The sequence below is a fragment of the Stenotrophomonas sp. 1L-E-5-B-C3 genome (assembly GCF_057292075.1).
In genome coordinates, this window is sequence record NZ_JBXAWS010000001.1 from 527,948 (window position 1) to 545,580 (window position 17,633).

General features: G+C 65.6%; 9 protein-coding genes. 6 read left to right on the forward strand and 3 right to left on the reverse strand.

What is annotated here, in order from left to right; genetic code table 11:
- Positions 1-4: 4 nt before the first annotated feature.
- Positions 5-778: an NAD kinase gene (locus AC0Z6F_RS02565; protein ID WP_485616338.1), complete on the reverse strand. Its 774-nt coding sequence runs from the start codon at positions 776-778 to the stop codon at positions 5-7.
- A 190-nt stretch (positions 779-968) separates the two neighbouring features.
- Positions 969-5,945, reverse strand: coding sequence for an NAD-glutamate dehydrogenase domain-containing protein (locus AC0Z6F_RS02570; protein ID WP_197585073.1), 4,977 nt, complete (start codon positions 5,943-5,945; stop codon positions 969-971).
- A 250-nt stretch (positions 5,946-6,195) separates the two neighbouring features.
- Here AC0Z6F_RS02570 and AC0Z6F_RS02575 point away from each other — a divergent pair, with 250 nt between their 5' ends.
- From AC0Z6F_RS02575 to AC0Z6F_RS02585, 3 genes are read left to right on the forward strand one after another with little or no spacing between them, the layout of a single operon-like run.
- Positions 6,196-6,852 carry a TetR/AcrR family transcriptional regulator gene (locus AC0Z6F_RS02575; protein ID WP_012511565.1) on the forward strand — a complete coding sequence of 219 codons (657 nt, stop codon included), beginning with the start codon at positions 6,196-6,198 and terminating at the stop codon, positions 6,850-6,852.
- A complete protein-coding gene (locus tag AC0Z6F_RS02580) occupies positions 6,852-8,120 on the forward strand; it encodes an efflux RND transporter periplasmic adaptor subunit (RefSeq protein ID WP_006376731.1) in 1,269 nt (422 codons plus the stop codon). The genes AC0Z6F_RS02575 and AC0Z6F_RS02580 overlap by 1 nt, the downstream gene beginning before the upstream one ends.
- A gap of 15 nt (positions 8,121-8,135) precedes the next feature.
- On the forward strand, positions 8,136-11,309 hold the full coding sequence (locus AC0Z6F_RS02585) for a multidrug efflux RND transporter permease subunit (protein WP_006376733.1): 3,174 nt from the start codon (positions 8,136-8,138) through the stop codon (positions 11,307-11,309).
- A 133-nt stretch (positions 11,310-11,442) separates the two neighbouring features.
- On the opposite strand, the gene AC0Z6F_RS02590 is transcribed toward AC0Z6F_RS02585, so the two are convergent.
- Positions 11,443-12,591 (reverse strand): acyl-CoA dehydrogenase family protein, encoded by a 1,149-nt coding sequence (locus AC0Z6F_RS02590; RefSeq protein WP_006376774.1) that lies wholly within the window; start codon positions 12,589-12,591, stop codon positions 11,443-11,445.
- Positions 12,592-12,743: 152 nt separating this feature from the next.
- Here AC0Z6F_RS02590 and AC0Z6F_RS02595 point away from each other — a divergent pair, with 152 nt between their 5' ends.
- Genes AC0Z6F_RS02595 through metH form a run of 3 tightly spaced genes read left to right on the forward strand, consistent with a single transcriptional unit; the run spans position 12,744 to position 17,520 of the window.
- Complete coding sequence (locus AC0Z6F_RS02595; protein ID WP_006376775.1) at positions 12,744-13,673, forward strand: ArsR/SmtB family transcription factor; 930 nt, start codon at positions 12,744-12,746, stop codon at positions 13,671-13,673.
- A gap of 13 nt (positions 13,674-13,686) precedes the next feature.
- A complete protein-coding gene (locus tag AC0Z6F_RS02600) occupies positions 13,687-14,778 on the forward strand; it encodes a homocysteine S-methyltransferase family protein (RefSeq protein ID WP_153675950.1) in 1,092 nt (363 codons plus the stop codon).
- 57 nt (positions 14,779-14,835) lie between these two features.
- Positions 14,836-17,520 (forward strand): methionine synthase, encoded by a 2,685-nt coding sequence (metH, locus tag AC0Z6F_RS02605; RefSeq protein ID WP_153675952.1) that lies wholly within the window; start codon positions 14,836-14,838, stop codon positions 17,518-17,520.
- The last annotated feature ends 113 nt before the right edge of the window (positions 17,521-17,633 follow it).

Sequence of the window (17,633 nt, forward strand, 5' to 3'; positions counted from 1 at the left end):
GTCCTCAAAAAACGAACTGTTCGCTCAGGATCCGGTCTTCCAGGTTGTGCTCCGGGTCGAACAGCAGGGTCACGCGCCGGTCCTTGGACTCGCGGATGGTGACTTCGACCACATCACGGGTCTCGTGCGAGTCGGCAGTGACGCTGACCGGGCGCTTGTACGGATCAAGCACGCGGAAGCGCACCTCGGTGTTGGCCTTGAGGATCGCCCCGCGCCAGCGCCGCGGCCGGTACGGGGCCAACGGCGTCAGCGCGATGGTATGCGAGCCCAGCGGCAGCACCGGGCCATGCGCCGAATAGTTGTAGGCGGTGCTGCCGGCCGGGGTGGCCACCAGTACACCGTCACCGATCAGCTCGGCCACGCGCTCCTGGCCGTTGAGATCGATGCCGATATGCGCTGCCTGCCGGGTCTGGCGCAGCAATGACACGTCGTTGTAGGCCAGCGAACCGGTGCTGGTGCCCGATTCGGTCAGCGCCACCATCTCCAGCGGCCGCAGGTTGGCCGGCTCGGCACGGGCGATGCGCGCCTGCACGTCATCGTCGCCGCGGTACTGGTTCATCAGGAAGCCCACGGTACCCAGTTTCATGCCGAACACCGGCTTGCCCAGGTGACCATGCCGATGCAGGGTCTGCAGCATGAAGCCGTCGCCGCCCAGCGGGCACAGCACGTCGGCCTGCTCCGGCGCGTGGTCGCCATAGCGCGAAACCATCGCCGCGCGGGCCATCTGCGCGGGCTCGGTGGTGCTGGCCAGGAAAGCGATGCGGGGGGTGTCGCTCATCGGTGGATCCGGGTGGGTATGCCAACAAGAGCATACCCGGTAGTGCCGGCCGCTGGCCGGCAATCGCCCATGCGCGGAGATGCGGTTGCCGGCCAGCGGCCGGCACTACCCTTAAAAACAAAAAAACGGCCCCGCTTTCGCGGGGCCGTTCTGTCCAACGCACGCCGGGCATGGCCCGGCGCTACATCACTTACGCACCATGTGCAGCCAGTTGGCCCAGGCGCTGCACCGCGACCGAGACGGTCGGATAATCCAGGGTCTTCTGCTCAGCCAGTTCAGCCAGCATCGCCAGGGTGAAGCGCAGGCTGCTGTCGTCACGACCGATCCACGCGGCCACCTTGGCTTCAGCGGTGCTGCCCTTGGTGCCCAGTGCCTGGCCGGCCAGGCTGCGGTGGTGTGCTGCCAGTTCGTCGCGCAGCACGCCACGTGCCACCGCGTGCCAACGGCCATTGACCTCCAGCGCGTCGATCTGCTCGAACAGCCACGGCAGCTGCAGCGCATCGCCCAGGCGGAAGTGGATCTTGGACACATCCACCGGCTTCAGCTTGCGGGTACGGGCCAGTTCGATGATGTCGAACGCCGGCTCCAGGAAGTGCAGCTCGGCCAGCTGCTGCGCCAGCGCAGACGGCAGGCCCTTTTCCTTCCACTCGGCCACAAGGGCTTCGTAGGTCGGACGCTGCGAATCCGGCAGCACACCCGAAGCAACGCGGATGTCGTTGAACGGACCCTGGTAGCGGTTGACCGCCTCGGTGATGCCCGGCATCGGGCCCGGGCGCGACAGCAGCCAGCGCACGAACGAACGCTGCAGCTTCCAGATCACTTCCAGCGCATCGATCTGCACCGACTCCGGCAGGGTGCCGTCGAGGGCGTCGATCTGTGCCCACAGCGCGCGCGCGTCCAGCGTTTCGCGGCTGATGGTGTAGGCCTTGGCGACCTCGGCGATGGAACGGCCGGTGTCTTCCTGCATGCGCATCAGGAAGGTGGCGCCCATGCGGTTGATGGTCTGGTTGGTCACGGCCGTGGCGATGATTTCGCGCTTCAGGCGGTGACGCTCCATCGCATCGGCGTACTTCTTCTGCAGCGGCGTCGGGAAGTAGCGCTGCAGTTCCTTGGACAGGTACGGATCTTCCGGGATGTCCGAATCCAGCAGCTGGGCAAACGCCACCAGCTTGGAATAGGACAGCAGCACCGACAGTTCCGGACGGGTCAGGCCCTGGCCGCGCGCCTTGCGCTGGGACAGCTCGGCATCGGACGGCAGGAATTCGATCTGGCGATCGAGCAGGCCCTGCTGTTCCAGGGTACGGATGAAGTGCTGCTTGGAACCCAGGCGCTTGACCGCCATCCGTTCCATCAGGCTCAGGGCCTGGTTCTGGCGGTAGTTGTCGTTGAGCACCAGCGCGGCCACTTCGTCGGTCATCGACGCCAGCAGCTTGTTGCGCTGTTCAACGGTCAGCTTCTTGGCCCGCACCACATCGTTGAGCAGGATCTTGATGTTGACTTCATGGTCGGAGGTATCCACACCGGCCGAATTGTCGATGAAGTCGGTGTTGAGCAGCACGCCGGCCTGGGCAGCTTCGATGCGGCCAAGCTGGGTCATGCCCAGGTTGCCGCCCTCGCCCACCACCTTGCAGCGCAGCTCGCCACCATTCACGCGCAGCGCGTTGTTGGCACGGTCGCCGACATCGCTGTGCTGCTCGCTGGCGGCCTTGACGTAGGTGCCGATGCCGCCGTTCCACAGCAGGTCGACCGGCGCCTTCAGGATCGCGCTCATCAGATCGTTCGGCGACAGCGCCTTGACACTCTCGTCCAGGCCCAGCACGTCACGCACCTGCGGGGTGATCTCGATCGACTTCAGGCTGCGCGGGTACACGCCGCCGCCCTTGCTGATCAGCTTGGCATCGTAGTCCGCCCAACTCGAACGCGGCACGGTGAACAGGCGCTCACGCTCGACGAACGTGGTGGCCGCATCCGGGTTCGGGTCCAGGAAGATGTGGCGGTGGTCGAACGCAGCCAGCAGGCGGATGTGGCGCGACAGCAGCATGCCGTTGCCGAACACGTCGCCGGACATGTCGCCGACGCCGACCGCAGTGAAGTCCTGGCTCTGGCTGTCACGGCCCAGCGCACGGAAGTGGCGCTTGACCGACTCCCACGCACCGCGAGCGGTGATGCCCATGCCCTTGTGGTCGTAACCGACCGAACCACCGGAGGCGAAGGCATCGCCCATCCAGAAGCCGTGCGCGATGGCCAGGCCGTTGGCGATGTCGGAGAAGGTCGCGGTGCCCTTGTCGGCGGCCACCACCAGGTACGGATCGTCCATGTCGTGACGGACCACATCCACCGGCGGCACGATCTTGTTGTTGACGATGTTGTCGGTGATGTCCAGCAGGCCCTGGATGAACAGCTTGTAGCAGGCCACGCCGTTGGCGAAGATCGCATCGCGGTCGCCGTTCACCGGCGGCATCTTGGCGAAGAAGCCGCCCTTCGCGCCAACCGGTACGATGACGGTGTTCTTGACCATCTGCGCCTTGACCAGGCCCAGCACCTCGGTGCGGAAGTCTTCGCGACGATCCGACCAGCGCAGGCCACCACGGGCCACCGCACCAAAGCGCAGGTGGGTACCTTCCACGCGCGGGCCGTACACGAAGATTTCGCGGTACGGACGCGGCTTGGGCAGGTCCGGCACCAGCGCCGAATCGAACTTGAAGCTGATGACATGGCCGTGCTGGCCATTGGCATCGGTCTGGTAGTAGCTGGTGCGCAGGGTCGCGTCGATCACGCCCATGAACGAGCGCAGGATGCGGTCCTCGTCCAGGCTCGACACGCGGTCCATCAGCTTCAGCAGCGCATCGCGCGCGGCCTGCATCTGCGCATCGCGGTCACCCTTGCGGGCGTCGACCACGGTCTTGAGCACCTTCAGCGTGGCCTCGTCACCTGCAGCCAGCACATCCAGGTGTGCCTTCAGCTGGGCCTGGCCGGCGGCGATGTCGTCCTTGCTTTCGTGGCCGGTGGCCGGATCGAAGCGGGCTTCGAACAGCTCCACCAGCAGGCGTGCCAGCAACGGGTAACGGGTGAAGGTGCCTTCCACGTAGGCCTGCGAGAACGGCACGCCGGTCTGCAGCAGGTACTTGCAGTAGCCACGCAGCATGGCGACCTGGCGCCAGTGCAGGCCGGCAGCCAGCACCAGGCGGTTGAACGCATCGTTCTCGGCATCGCCGTGCCAGACGCGGGCGAAGGTCTCGCCGAAGGCTTCATCGACACTGGCGGCATCGATCGCACCGGCGGTCGATTCGACCTCGAAGTCCTGCACGTACACCGGCGCGTTGTCCACCGACAGGCGGTAAGGACGCTCGGCGATCACGCGCAGGCCCATGTTTTCCATCATCGGCAGCGCGTCCGACAGCGGGATGTCATCCAGCTGGCGATACAGTTTCAGGCGCAGGCCATCACCGGATTCACGCGGCACCGCCTGCAGGCTCAGGCGCAGGTCGTCCGGGCCGGTCAGAGCGTCGAGCTGGCTGACATCGTTGGCGGCAACAGCGGTGCTGTTGTCTTCGATGTAACCGGCCGGCAGCGCCTTGCCGATACGCGCAGCGATGCGCAGGCCTTCGGCTTCACCATGGCGGGTAACCAGCGCTTCGCGCAGATCGTCCTGCCAGTTGCGCAGCACCTGGGCCAGCTTCTGCTCCAGTTCGGCGGTATCGACGTCGAGCATCTCGCCCGGCTTCGGGCGCACGATCAGGTGCACCTGGGCCAGCGGCGATTCGCCCAGCACCACCGAGCTGTCCACGTACTCACCGTGCAGCGCTTCCTTCAGCATCGCTTCGATGCGCAGGCGCACGTCGGTGTTGAAACGCTCGCGCGGCAGGTAGACCAGCGCGGAAATGAAACGGCTGTACTTGTCACGGCGCAGGAACAGGCGGCTGCGCACGCGCTCCTGCAGGCCCAGCACGCCCATTGCGGTGCGGAACAGTTCGTCCTCGCTGGACTGGAACAGTTCTTCGCGCGGCAGGGTTTCCAGGATATGGCGCAGCGCCTTGCCGCTGTGGCTCGAGCCGGCCAGGCCGGACTGCTTCATCACGTGTTCGTAGCGCTGGCGCACCAGCGGAATTTCCCACGGGCGACGGTTGTAGGCGCTGGAGGTGAACAGGCCGAGGAAGCGCTGCTCGCCGATGATCTTGCCCTTGGCGTCGAATTCCAGCACGCCGATATAGTCCATGTAACCGGCGCGGTGCACGCGCGAACGGGCATTGGTCTTGGTCAGGATCAGCGCGTCCTTCAGCCCGGACGTGGTGTTCAGGCCCTGCGCGGCCAGGGTCTTGACCGGACGTGCGGCAGACTTGTCCTTGCCGCGCATCAGGCCCAGGCCGGTGTCGTTCAGCGGCGCCAGCACGTCTTCCTTGCCCTGCTTCTCGACGCGGTACTCGCGGTAGCCGAAGAAGGTGAAGTGGTTATCAGCGGCCCAGCGCAGGAATTCCTGCGCTTCCTTGCGCGAGGCATCGTCGACCGGCAGCTGGCGGCTGCCAAGGTCGTCGGCCAGCGCCAGCGCCTTGTCCTGCATCGGCTGCCAGTCGCGCACGATCGCACGCACTTCATCCAGCGCCTTGTTGATCGCCTGCTCGATGGCGGCCATGGCCTCGGCCGGCTGGCGGTCGATCTCCAGCAGCATCACCGATTCCAGCTGGCCGTCACCGACCTTGACCAGCTTGCCGGCCTTGTCGCGGGTGAAGAGCAGCACCGGGTGGCCCAGCACGTGGACGCCGACGCCCTGTTCGGCCAGCGACATGGTGACGGTGTCGACCAGGAACGGCATGTCGTCGTTGACGATCTGCAGCACGGTGTGCGGCGATTCCCAACCGTTGACCTTGGCAGTCGGATTGAACACGCGGACGTTGGCCTTGCCGGCCTTGCGGGCACGGGCGAACTCCAGCGTCTCAGCCGCGAGCGCGGCCCACTCTTCAGCGCTGTGGTGCGGGAACTCGTCCGCCTCCATGCGCTTGTAGAAATCAGTGGCGAAGGCCACTGCTTCGGCCTGTGCGGCCGCCGGGTAGCGCTTGCGCAAAGCCGTGTACACCGGCTCCAGGGAGAAACCAGCGGTCACTGCGACCTCCGACTCTGCTGGTTTGGTCTTGTTTTTCACGGTCTTGGCTGCGGTCTTTTGCGGTTTCATGGCAGAGCGGGGCGCTTGCTCAGTTGGGAAAATGAAATTGTAGCCCTACCGCACGAAAAGGCCTTGCTGCAGGACGGAATAAGTAGATTCGGGTTTGCTGCGGTTTAGACGCCTATTCAGTTCGCTCCGGTATGGAGTGATCAAGGCACGCAGCACTGCCGACAGGATCGGCAAAGCGTGTTACCGGAAGACACACGCGGCGACGACTGTGCGATTCCACAATCCTGAACTGGACGGTATAGTCCACCGCGTGAATCCGGCCTACCTCCCCGTTGCCCTCGACGCGCGCGATGAGCGCGTGTTCGACGCCGTGCGCGAACTGCTGGCCCAACAGGGCATGCAGATGAGCATGGACGCGGTGGCGCAGCACGCCGGATGCTCCAAGCAGACCCTGTATTCGCGCTACGGCAGCAAGCAGCAACTGCTGCGCCGGGTGATGCAGCGCCATGTCGGCCACGCCACCGGGGCCATGGTTCGTGCACTCCGCAGTGACGACCTGCGTGCCAGCCTGCTCCAGTTCGCCACCGACTTCCTGGAGCATTTCAACCAGCCGCACGTAGGACAGGCCTGTCGGCTGATTGCCGCCGACGCGTCCCAGTTTCCCGAAGAGGCGCGTACGCTGTACCGGCATGGTGCCGGCGCGTTGACGCTTCATCTTGCTGAATGGATTGAAACCGTTTGCAGGAGTGGTCAGCTCCGGCATGACGACCCGCACTTCATGGCCGAACTGCTGCTGAGCATGATCGCCGGTCAGGATTTCGACAAACAGCGCTTCCATACCCCCCATCGTGATGACGCGCAGCTGCGTCGGCGCTGGGCAGAGTTCTCCGTCGACAGCTTCCTGCGCGCCTTTGCGCCACAGCCGTCGCCGGCCCCGTCTACAAACCAACCCCGGAGTTCCTCCTGATGACCGCCCCACTCCGCACCCTTGCCCTGACGTGCGCCGTTGCTGTCGCGCTGGCTGCCTGCAAGAAGCCGGAACAGCAGATGCCCCCGCCGCCGGAGGTGGGCGTGATCGACGCCAAGCCGCAGACCTTGCCGCTGCAGCGTGAGCTGGTCGGCCGCCTGTCGCCGTTCCGCAGCGCCGACGTGCGTGCGCGCGTGCCGGGCGTGCTGCTCAAGCGCGTCTACCAGGAAGGCTCCCAGGTCAAGCAGGGCCAGACCCTGTTCCTGATCGATCCGGCCCCGTTGCGCGCCTCGCTCAATGCATCCGAGGCGCAGCTGGCCTCTGCCCGTGCAACCTACGCCAACGCCAAGGTCGCCGCCGACCGTGCGCGCTCGCTGGCCCCGCAGCAGTTCGTTTCCAAGTCCGACCTGGACAACGCCGAATCGGCCGAACGCACCGCGCTGGCCGCGGTCAAGCAGGCCGAAGCGGCAGTGACCTCTTCGCGCATCAACCTGGGCTACACCGAAGTGACCGCGCCGATCAGTGGCGTGGCCAACAAGCAGCAGGTCACCGAAGGCGCGCTGGTCGGCCAGGGCGATGTGACCCTGCTGACCACCGTCGACCAGCTCGACCCGCTGTACGTGAACTTCTCGCTGAGCGTGGATGAGCTGACCCAGCTGCGCGCGCAGCAGGCCAAGGGCGCGCTGGCGCTGTCGGGCGACGGCAAGGCCACGGTCAACGTCAAGCTGGCCGACGGCAGCACCTACAGCGAACCGGGCACCCTGGACTTCTCCTCGACCACGGTCGACCCGGCCACCGGCGCGGTGTCGCTGCGTGCGCAGCTGCCGAACCCGCAGCAGATCCTGCTGCCGGGTGCCTTCGTCAGCTTCCAGGCCAACCTGGGCGAACGCAACAACGCCTACCTGGTGCCGCAGCAGGCGCTGCTGCGCGACACCACCGGCGGTTACGTGATGGTGGTCGGCACCGACGGCAAGGTCGTGCGCAAGAACGTCAAGACCGATGGTGCGCAGAACGGCAGCTGGCTGGTCAGCGACGGCCTGGCCGCCGGTGACAAGGTGATCGTGGCCGGCGTGCAGAAGGTCAAGGAAGGCGCACCGGCGGTGGCCAAGCCGTGGACCCCGGGCCAGGATGCCAACGGCAAGCCTGCCGCTGGCGGCGCCGCTCCGGCGGGCGCAGCACCGGCCGCGGCCAAGGCGCCGGCCGATGCAGCCAAGCCCGAGCAGGCCGATGCGGCCAAGCCGGCCGCCACCGATTCGAACAAGCAGTAACGGGAACCTTCCGTCATGCCTAAATTTTTCATCGAACATCCAGTCTTCGCCTGGGTGGTTGCGATCCTGATCTCGCTCAGCGGCGTGATCGCGATCCTCAACCTCGGCGTCGAGTCCTATCCCAACATCGCCCCGCCGCAGGTGACCGTCTCGGCCACTTACCCGGGCGCCAGCGCGGATACCACCGAAAAATCGGTCACCCAGGTGATCGAGCAGCAGCTGACCGGCATCGATCACCTGCTGTACTTCAGCTCCTCGTCCGCCTCCAACGGCCGCGCCTCGATCACCCTCACCTTCGAGACCGGCACCGATCCGGACATCGCCCAGGTGCAGGTGCAGAACAAGGTGTCGCTGGCCACGCCACGCCTGCCTTCGGAAGTGACCCAGCAGGGCGTGGTGGTGGCCAAGGCCAACGCCGGCTTCCTGATGGTCATCGCACTGCGTTCCGATACCCCGACCATCAACCGTGACGCGCTGAACGACATCGTCGGTTCGCGCGTGCTCGACCAGGTCTCGCGTATTCCGGGCGTCGGCAGCACCCAGCAGTTCGGTTCCGAGTACGCCATGAACATCTGGCTCAACCCGGAAAAGATGCAGGGCTACGGCCTGTCGGCCAGCCAGGTGCTGGCTGCGGTGCGCGCGCAGAACGTGCAGTTCGCTGCCGGTGCGCTGGGTTCGGACCCATCGCCGGAAGGCCAGCACTTCACCGCGACCGTCTCGGCCGAGGGCCGCTTCAGCTCGCCGCAGGAGTTCGAGGACATCATCCTGCGGGCCAATCCTGACGGCTCGCGCGTGCTGCTGAAGGACATCGCCCGCGTCGCCTTCGGCGCCAACAACTACGGCTTCGATACCCAGTACAACGGCAAGCCGACCGGCGCCTTCGCCATCCAGCTGCTGCCGGGCGCCAACGCCCTGAACGTGGCCGATGCGGTGCGCGCCAAGATGGACGAGCTGCAGCCCAGCTTCCCGTCCGGCGTGACCTGGTTCTCGCCGTACGACAGCACCACCTTCGTCAAGATCTCGATCCAGGAAGTGGTCAAGACCCTGTTCGAAGCGGTGTTGCTGGTGTTCCTGGTGATGCTGATTTTCCTGCAGAACTTCCGCGCCACGCTGATCCCGACCCTGGTCATCCCGGTGGCCCTGCTCGGTACCTTCCTGGGCATGTGGATGATCGGCTTCACGATCAACCAGCTGACCCTGTTCGCGATGGTGCTGGCGATCGGCATCGTGGTCGATGACGCGATCGTGGTGATCGAGAACGTCGAGCGCATCATGACCGAGGAAGGCCTGGCGCCGAAGCCGGCCACGCAGAAGGCGATGACCCAGATCACCGGCGCGGTGGTGGCGATCACCGTCGTGCTGGCGGCGGTGTTCATCCCGTCAGCCCTGCAGGGCGGCGCCGCCGGTGAAATCTACAAGCAGTTCGCGCTGACCATCGCCATCTCGATGGCGTTCTCGGCATTCCTGGCGCTGGGCTTCACCCCGGCGCTGTGCGCGACGTTCCTCAAGCCGACGCACAACGACAACCCGAACATCATCTACCGCACCTTCAACAAGTACTACGACAAGATCAGCCACACCTATGTGGGCCACATCACCTCGGCGGTGCGCCACGCCCCGCGCTGGATGATCCTGTTCGTGGTGCTGACCGCGCTGTGCGGCTTCCTGTTCACCCGCATGCCGGGCAGCTTCCTGCCCGAAGAAGACCAGGGCTATGCGCTGGCGATCGTGCAGCTGCCGCCGGGCTCGACCAAGGGCCAGACCAACGAAGTGTTCGCGCAGATGCGTGGCGTGCTGGAAAAGCAGGATGGCTATGAAGGCATGCTGCAGGTGGCCGGCTTCAGCTTCGTCGGTTCCGGCGAGAACGTGGGCATGGGCTTCATCCGCCTGAAGCCGTGGGAGGAACGCAAGTTCACCGCGCCGGAGTTCATCCAGAACATGAACGGCGCGTTCTACGGCATCAAGGAAGCGCAGATCTTCGTGGTCAACCTGCCCACCGTGCAGGGTCTGGGCCAGTTCGGCGGCTTCGACATGTGGCTGCAGGACCGCAGCGGTGCCGGCTACGAACAGCTGACCCAGGCGCGCAACATCCTGCTCGGCCAGGCCGCGCAGAAGCCGGACCATCTGGTCGGCGTGCGCCCGAACGGCCTGGAAAACGCCCCGCAGCTGCAGCTGCATGTCGACCGTGTGCAGGCACAGTCGATGGGCATGTCGGTGTCGGACGTGTACAGCACCATCCAGCTGATGCTGGCCCCGGTGTACGTCAACGACTTCTTCTACGAAGGCCGCATCAAGCGCGTGACCATGCAGGCCGATGGCCCGTACCGCACCGGCCAGGAGTCGCTGAAGAGCTTCTACAGCCCGTCCAGCCTGGTCAAGAACGCCGATGGCACCAACTCGATGATCCCGCTCAACACGGTGGTCAAGTCCGAGTGGGTCTCGGCACCACCGTCGCTGAGCCGCTACAACGGCTACTCGGCGATCAACATCGTCGGCTCGCAGGCCCCGGGCACCAGCTCGGGTGAGGCAATGCAGACCATGGAGGCAATCGTCGCCGACGACCTGCCGGCCGGCTTCGGCTATGACTGGTCGGGCATGTCCTACCAGGAAATCCTGGCCGGCAATGCCGCGACCCTGCTGCTGGTGCTGTCCATCGTGGTGGTGTTCCTGTGCCTGGCCGCGCTGTATGAAAGCTGGTCGATCCCGGTAGCGGTGCTGCTGGTGGTTCCGCTGGGCGTGCTCGGTGCACTGGCGCTGTCGATGATGCGTGGCCTGCCCAACGATCTGTTCTTCAAGATCGGCCTGATCACCGTGATCGGCCTGGCCGCGAAGAACGCGATCCTGATCGTCGAGTTCGCGGTGGAGCAGCGTGCCGCAGGCAAGAACCTGCGCGATGCGACCATCGAGGCCGCCCGCCTGCGCTTCCGCCCGATCCTGATGACCTCGTTCGCGTTCATCATGGGCGTGATCCCGATGGCGATCTCCAGTGGCGCCGGCGCCAACTCCCGCCACGCCATCGGCACCGGTGTGATCGGCGGCATGTTGTTCGCCACCCTGCTCGGCCTGCTGATGATCCCGGTGTTCTTCGTGGTCGTGCGCCGCATGCTGGGCGACAAGCTGGATGAACCCTCCAAGGAGTTCATGGAACGCCAGCGCGACGCGGAAACCGCACACCGCCCGGATCGTTGATCCGATGGTGAGCTGAAATGAAAAGGCCCCGGAGCGATCCGGGGCCATTTTCTTTGCTGCCTGGTAGATGCCAGCCTTGGTTGGCGCTCTCCGATCCGTGCCAACCAAAGTTGGCAACTACCAGGGCGGTGTCTCAGCGCAGCCCGGTCTCGTTGCGGGCGATCACCAGGCGCTGGATCTCCGAGGTACCTTCGTAGATCTCGGTGATCTTGGCATCACGGAAGTAGCGCTCCAGCGGCATTTCCTTGGAGTAACCCATACCGCCGTGGATCTGCACGGCCTGGTGGGTGATCCACATCGCCGCTTCCGAAGCGGTCAGCTTGGCAATGGCCGCTTCATTGCTGAAGCGCTTGCCCTGGCCCTTCACCCACGCCGCGCGCAGGGTCAGCAGCAGCGCTGCGTCCAGCTTGCACTTCATGTCGGCGATCTTGGCCTGGGTCATCTGGAAGGTGCCGATTGCGGCGCCGAATGCCTTGCGCTCCTTCACATACTCGATCGTCGCTTCATAGGCGGCGCGGGCGATGCCGATGGCCTGCGAAGCAATGCCGATGCGGCCAGCATCGAGCACGCCCATGGCGATCTTGAAGCCCTCGCCTTCCTGGCCCAGCACGTCTTCGGCCTGTGCCACGTAATCGTTGAACTCGATCTCGCAGGTGGCCGATGCGCGGATGCCCAGCTTCGGCTCGGTCTTGCCGCGGCCGAAGCCCGCCTTGTCGGTGTCGATCATGAACGCGGTAATGCCACGCGCGCCCTTGTCCGGCTCGCTCATCGCAAACAACACGATGTACTTGGCCACCGGGCCGGAGGTGATCCAGCTCTTCTTGCCGTTGATGACGAAGGAGCCGTCGGCCTGCTTGACCGCGCGGCAGCGCATGGCAGTGGCGTCAGACCCGGACTGCGGCTCGGTCAGCGCGAACGCGCCAATGGCCTCACCTTCGGCGATGGCACGCACGTACTTCTGCTTCTGCGCTTCATTGCCGTGGGTGAGGATGCCGTTGCAGAACAGCGAATTGTTGACCGACATGATGGTCGAGTGCGCAGCATCACCGGCGGCGACCTCCACCATCGCCAGCACGTACGCAATCGGGTCCATGCCCGCGCCGCCGTACTCGGCCGGCACTTCGATGCCCATCAGGCCGTTCTCGCCCAGCAGGCGGATGTTGTCCAACGGGAATTCGCCGGTGCGGTCATGGTGCTCCGCACTGGGGGCGATCTTCTCCTGCGCGATGCGCCGCGCCACGTCCTGCAGCATCAACTGCTCTTCAGTAAAGCTGAAATCCACAACACCCTCCCGGGTACATGATGATGTGGGCCGCACACGGCGCGCCCAGGTGCCCAGATTGTAACGGGGCCGAGGGCTTCCGTACGCCAGCGACTTGACCGGGACAGGCAACCTCAGCGAATATATCTCTATATCGCGATAGGTAGATATTTATGGATCTGGAAGACTGGTCGACACGCCTGAAGGTGTTCGCCGATGCCACCCGCGTGCGCCTGCTGGCGCTGCTGGAGCAGGAGGAGCTGACCGTGGCCGAACTGTCGGCGATTACCCGGCTGGCGCAGCCGCGCGTGTCCACCCACCTGGCGCGCCTGAAGGAAGCCGGTCTGGTGCGCGACCGCCGTGCCGGCGTGTCGGCCTACTACCGCTTCGACGAGGCCCAGCTGGACCCGGCGCAGCGCGCATTGTGGCATGCATTGAGCAACGGAAGCGACGACCCGCTGCTGCGCCAGGATGCTGAACGGGTTGCCGCCGTGCTGGCCCACCGTGCCTCCGACCAGAACTGGGCCGACAGCGTGGCCGGCGACATGGAGCGCCACTACTCCCCGGGTCGTACCTGGGAAGCGCTTGCACGCACTGCGCTGCCGCTGCTGGAAACCGGTGACGTGCTCGATATCGCCTCCGGTGACGGCGTGCTGGCCGAACTGGTGGCCCCGCATGCCAAGCGCTACATCTGCATCGACACCAGTGCGCGCGTGGTTGCCGCCGCCAGCGAACGCCTGCGCCGCCTGCCCAACGTGGAAGTGCGCGAAGGCGACATGCATGCCCTGCCGTTCAAGGACCGCAGCTTCGACCTGGTGGTGCTGATGCACGCGCTGACCTATGCCAGCAAGCCGGCGCAGGCAGTAACCGAAGCCGCGCGCGTGCTGCGCCCCGGCGGCCGCCTGCTGCTGTGCAGCCTGGCCCGGCACGAACACAAGGCCGCGGTGGAGGCCTACGGCCACGTCAACCTCGGTTTCAGCGACAAGGAACTGCGCAAGTTCGTCGACAAGGCCGGCCTGCAGGTGTCGAGCCTGGAGACCGTCACCCGCGAGAAGCGCCCGCCGCACTTCGAAGTGATTTCGCTGATCGCCAACAAGCCCTGAGCCCGAGACCGCCATGCCCGCCCTGCCCTGGTTGCATCCCGATCGTGCCAATGCCCTGCTCGATGCCCTGCGCGAGCGGATCCTGATCATCGATGGCGCGATGGGCACGATGATCCAGCGCCATGGGCTGCAGGAAGACGACTATCGTGGCGAGCGCTTCGCCGGTGGCTTCGACCATGCCCATGGCCCCGGCTGCGACCACGCAGCGCAGGAAGGCCATGACCTGAAGGGCAACAACGATCTGCTGCTGCTGACCCGGCCGCAGATCATCGCCGACATCCACACTGCGTACCTGGACGCTGGCGCGGATCTGGTCGAGACCAACACCTTCAACGCCACCTCGGTCAGCCAGGCCGACTACCACCTTGAACACCTGGTGTACGAGTTGAACAAGGCCGGGGCGGCAGTCGCACGCGCCTGCTGCGATGCCGTGGCCGCGACCACGCCGGGCAAGCCGCGCTTTGTCATCGGCGTGCTCGGGCCGACCAGCCGCACGGCCTCGATCAGCCCCGACGTGAACGATCCCGGCTTCCGCAACACCAGTTTCGACGAGCTGCGCGGCACCTATCGCGAAGCCATCGACGGCCTGATCGACGGTGGTGCAGACACCATCATGGTCGAGACCATCTTCGACACGCTCAATGCCAAGGCCGCCCTGTATGCCGTGGAGGAAGCCTTCGATGCACGTGGTGCGCGGCTGCCGGTAATGATCTCCGGCACCATCACCGATGCATCGGGACGCACCCTGTCCGGGCAGACCGCCGAGGCCTTCCATGCCTCATTGGCGCATGCGCGGCCGCTGTCGATCGGCCTGAACTGCGCGCTGGGCGCCGATGCGATGCGCCCGCATGTGGAAACCCTGTCACAGGTGTCGGACTGCCATGTCAGTGCGCATCCCAACGCAGGCCTGCCCAACGCGTTCGGCGAGTACGACGAAACGCCTGAAGAAATGGCCGCGACCCTGCGTGGCTTCGCCGAGGCTGGGCTGTTGAACCTGGTCGGTGGCTGCTGCGGCTCCACGCCCGACCACATCCGCGCGATCGCGCAGGCGGTGGCCGGTCTGCCGCCGCGAGCCCTGCCCGGCGCGCAGGAACAGGCTGCATGAACGTCGCCGCCACCGTCCCGCATTCTCCGCCCTATTGCTGTTGAGCCGCCGCCAACCATGACGCCTGTCCACCCTACCCGCCTGTCCGGCCTGGAACCTCTGGTCATCACCCCGGACCTGCTGTTCATCAACGTCGGTGAGCGCACCAACGTCACCGGCAGCGCGCAGTTCCGCAAGCTGGTCAAGGAAGGTCGCTACGAAGAGGCGGTGGACGTGGCCCGCCAGCAGGTGGCCAGCGGCGCGCAGATCCTCGACGTCAACATGGACGAGGGCCTGATCGATTCGGAAGCGGCGATGACCCGCTACCTCAACCTGATCATGTCCGAGCCGGACATCGCGCGCATTCCGGTGATGGTCGATTCCTCCAAGTGGAGCGTGATCGAGGCCGGCCTGAAGTGCCTGCAGGGCAAGAGCGTGGTCAACTCGATCTCGCTGAAGGAAGGCGAAGCGCTGTTCCGCGAGCATGCGCGCAAGGTGCTGCGCTATGGCGCGGCCGCGGTGGTGATGGCCTTCGACGAGGCGGGCCAGGCCGATACCTGCGCGCGCAAGGTCGAGATCTGCACCCGCGCCTACCGCCTACTGGTCGATGAGATCGGTTTCCCGCCGCAGGACATCATCTTCGACCCGAACATCTTCGCCGTCGCCACCGGCATCGAAGAGCACGACAACTATGCGGTGGACTTCATCGAAGCCACCCGCATCATCAAGCAGACCCTGCCGCACTGCCATGTATCCGGCGGCGTCTCCAACGTCTCGTTCTCGTTCCGTGGCAACGAGACCGTGCGCCAGGCGATCCACTCGGTGTTCCTGTATCACGCCATTGCTGCCGGCATGGACATGGGCATCGTCAACGCCGGCGCCATGCCGATCTACGACGAGCTGGAGCCGGAGCTGCGCGAGCGCGTCGAGGATGTGATCCTCAACCGCCGCAGCGACGCCACCGAGCGCCTGCTGGAGATTGCCGAGCGCTACAAGGGCAAGAAGGGCGCAGCGAAGACCGAGGACCTGGCCTGGCGCGAGAAGCCGGTCGCGCAGCGCCTGGCACATGCACTGGTGCACGGCCTGGACGCATGGGTCGAAGAAGACACCGAGCTGGCACGGCAGGCATCGAGCCGCCCGCTGGACGTGATCGAAGGCCCGTTGATGGATGGCATGAACGTGGTCGGCGACCTGTTCGGCGCCGGCAAGATGTTCCTGCCGCAGGTGGTGAAATCCGCGCGGGTGATGAAGAAGGCCGTGGCCTACCTGCTGCCTTACATCGAAGCTGAAAAGGCACGCAGCGGCGATACCGCCAAGAGCAACGGCCGCATCATCATGGCCACGGTGAAGGGCGATGTGCACGACATCGGCAAGAACATCGTCGGCGTGGTCCTGGCCTGCAACAACTTCGAGGTGATCGACCTTGGCGTGATGGTACCGGCGCAGAAGATCCTCGACGCCGCGCGCGAGCACAATGCGGACCTGATCGGCCTGTCCGGCCTGATCACGCCCTCGCTGGAGGAAATGAGCCACGTCGCCCGCGAGATGGAGCGCCAGGGCTTCGACCTGCCGCTGCTGATCGGCGGCGCGACCACCTCGCGCGCGCACACCGCGCTGAAGATCGACCCGCACTACAAGGCGCCCACGGTGTGGGTGAAGGATGCCTCGCGTGCGGTCGGCGTGGCCCAGTCGCTGATCTCGCGCGACCTGCGGGAGGCCTTCGTCGCCGCCAACGAAGCCGACTACGCCGAGATCCGCGCGCGCCACCGCAACCGCGGCGATGCCAAGCGTCTGGTCTCGCTGGAACACGCACGCGGACAGAAGTTCCAGGGCGACTGGGACAGCTATGTACCGCCGGCTCCGAATCAGCCCGGCCTGCACGTGTTCGACGACTACCCGCTGGCCGAACTGGTGCCCTACATCGACTGGACCCCGTTCTTCCAGGCCTGGGAACTGGCCGGCAAGTACCCCGCCATCCTCACTGACGAGATCGTCGGCACCCAGGCCAGCGATCTGTACAAGGATGCCCGCGCGATGCTCGAGCGCATCGTCGGCGAAAAATGGCTGACCGCCAAGGCCGTGTTCGGCCTGTGGCCGGCCAACAGCATCGGCGACGACGTGCGCGTGCAGCACCCCCAGGGCGAGACCACCCTGCACTTCCTGCGCCAGCAGGTGGACAAGCCCGCCGAGCGCCCGGACTTCTGCCTGGCCGACTTCATCGCACCGGCCGACAGTGGCCGCCAGGACTGGATCGGTGCATTCGCGGTCACCGCCGGGATCGGCATCGATGCACACGTGGCCCGGTTCGAGGCCGACCACGACGACTACAACGCGATCCTGCTGAAGGCCCTCGCCGATCGCTTCGCCGAAGCGCTGGCCGAGCGCCTGCACCAGCGCGTGCGTACCAAATTCTGGGGCTACGACCACGCCGAGACGCTGGACAACGAGGCGCTGATCGACGAGCAGTACAGCGGCATCCGCCCGGCTCCCGGCTATCCCGCCTGCCCTGAGCACAGCGAGAAGCGCCGCCTGTTCGACCTGCTGCAGGCAGAAGCCAACGCCGGCATGGAACTGACCGAAAGCTTCGCGATGCTTCCCACCGCAGCGGTATCCGGCTACTACTTCAGCCATCCGCAGAGCCAATACTTCGTGGTCGGCCGGCTCAGCCGCGAGCAGGTGGGCGACTACGCCCGGCGCAAAGGCGTGGATCGCGCCCAGGCCGAGCGCTGGCTGGCCTCCAACCTCGACTACGATCCCGAATGATCCGGTAGCGGGGGGGGAAGGGAAGGGGGGAGTCCCTTTCCCCCCATAGAGTACAAGGCGAAAAGGTAGCGTTTCTTGGTCTTGCACTCCCTTTTCCCCTTCTTTCCCTTCTC

What these genes read in the sequence shown, in the direction of transcription:
- AC0Z6F_RS02565 (WP_485616338.1), bottom strand. Translation starts at nt 778, where the DNA reads ATGAGCGACACCCCCCGCATCGCTTTCCTGGCCAGCACCACCGAGCCC.
- AC0Z6F_RS02570 (WP_197585073.1), bottom strand. Translation starts at nt 5,945, where the DNA reads ATGAAACCGCAAAAGACCGCAGCCAAGACCGTGAAAAACAAGACCAAA.
- AC0Z6F_RS02580 (WP_006376731.1), top strand. Translation starts at nt 6,852, where the DNA reads ATGACCGCCCCACTCCGCACCCTTGCCCTGACGTGCGCCGTTGCTGTC.
- AC0Z6F_RS02585 (WP_006376733.1), top strand. Translation starts at nt 8,136, where the DNA reads ATGCCTAAATTTTTCATCGAACATCCAGTCTTCGCCTGGGTGGTTGCG.
- AC0Z6F_RS02595 (WP_006376775.1), top strand. Translation starts at nt 12,744, where the DNA reads ATGGATCTGGAAGACTGGTCGACACGCCTGAAGGTGTTCGCCGATGCC.
- AC0Z6F_RS02600 (WP_153675950.1), top strand. Translation starts at nt 13,687, where the DNA reads ATGCCCGCCCTGCCCTGGTTGCATCCCGATCGTGCCAATGCCCTGCTC.
- metH (WP_153675952.1), top strand. Translation starts at nt 14,836, where the DNA reads ATGACGCCTGTCCACCCTACCCGCCTGTCCGGCCTGGAACCTCTGGTC.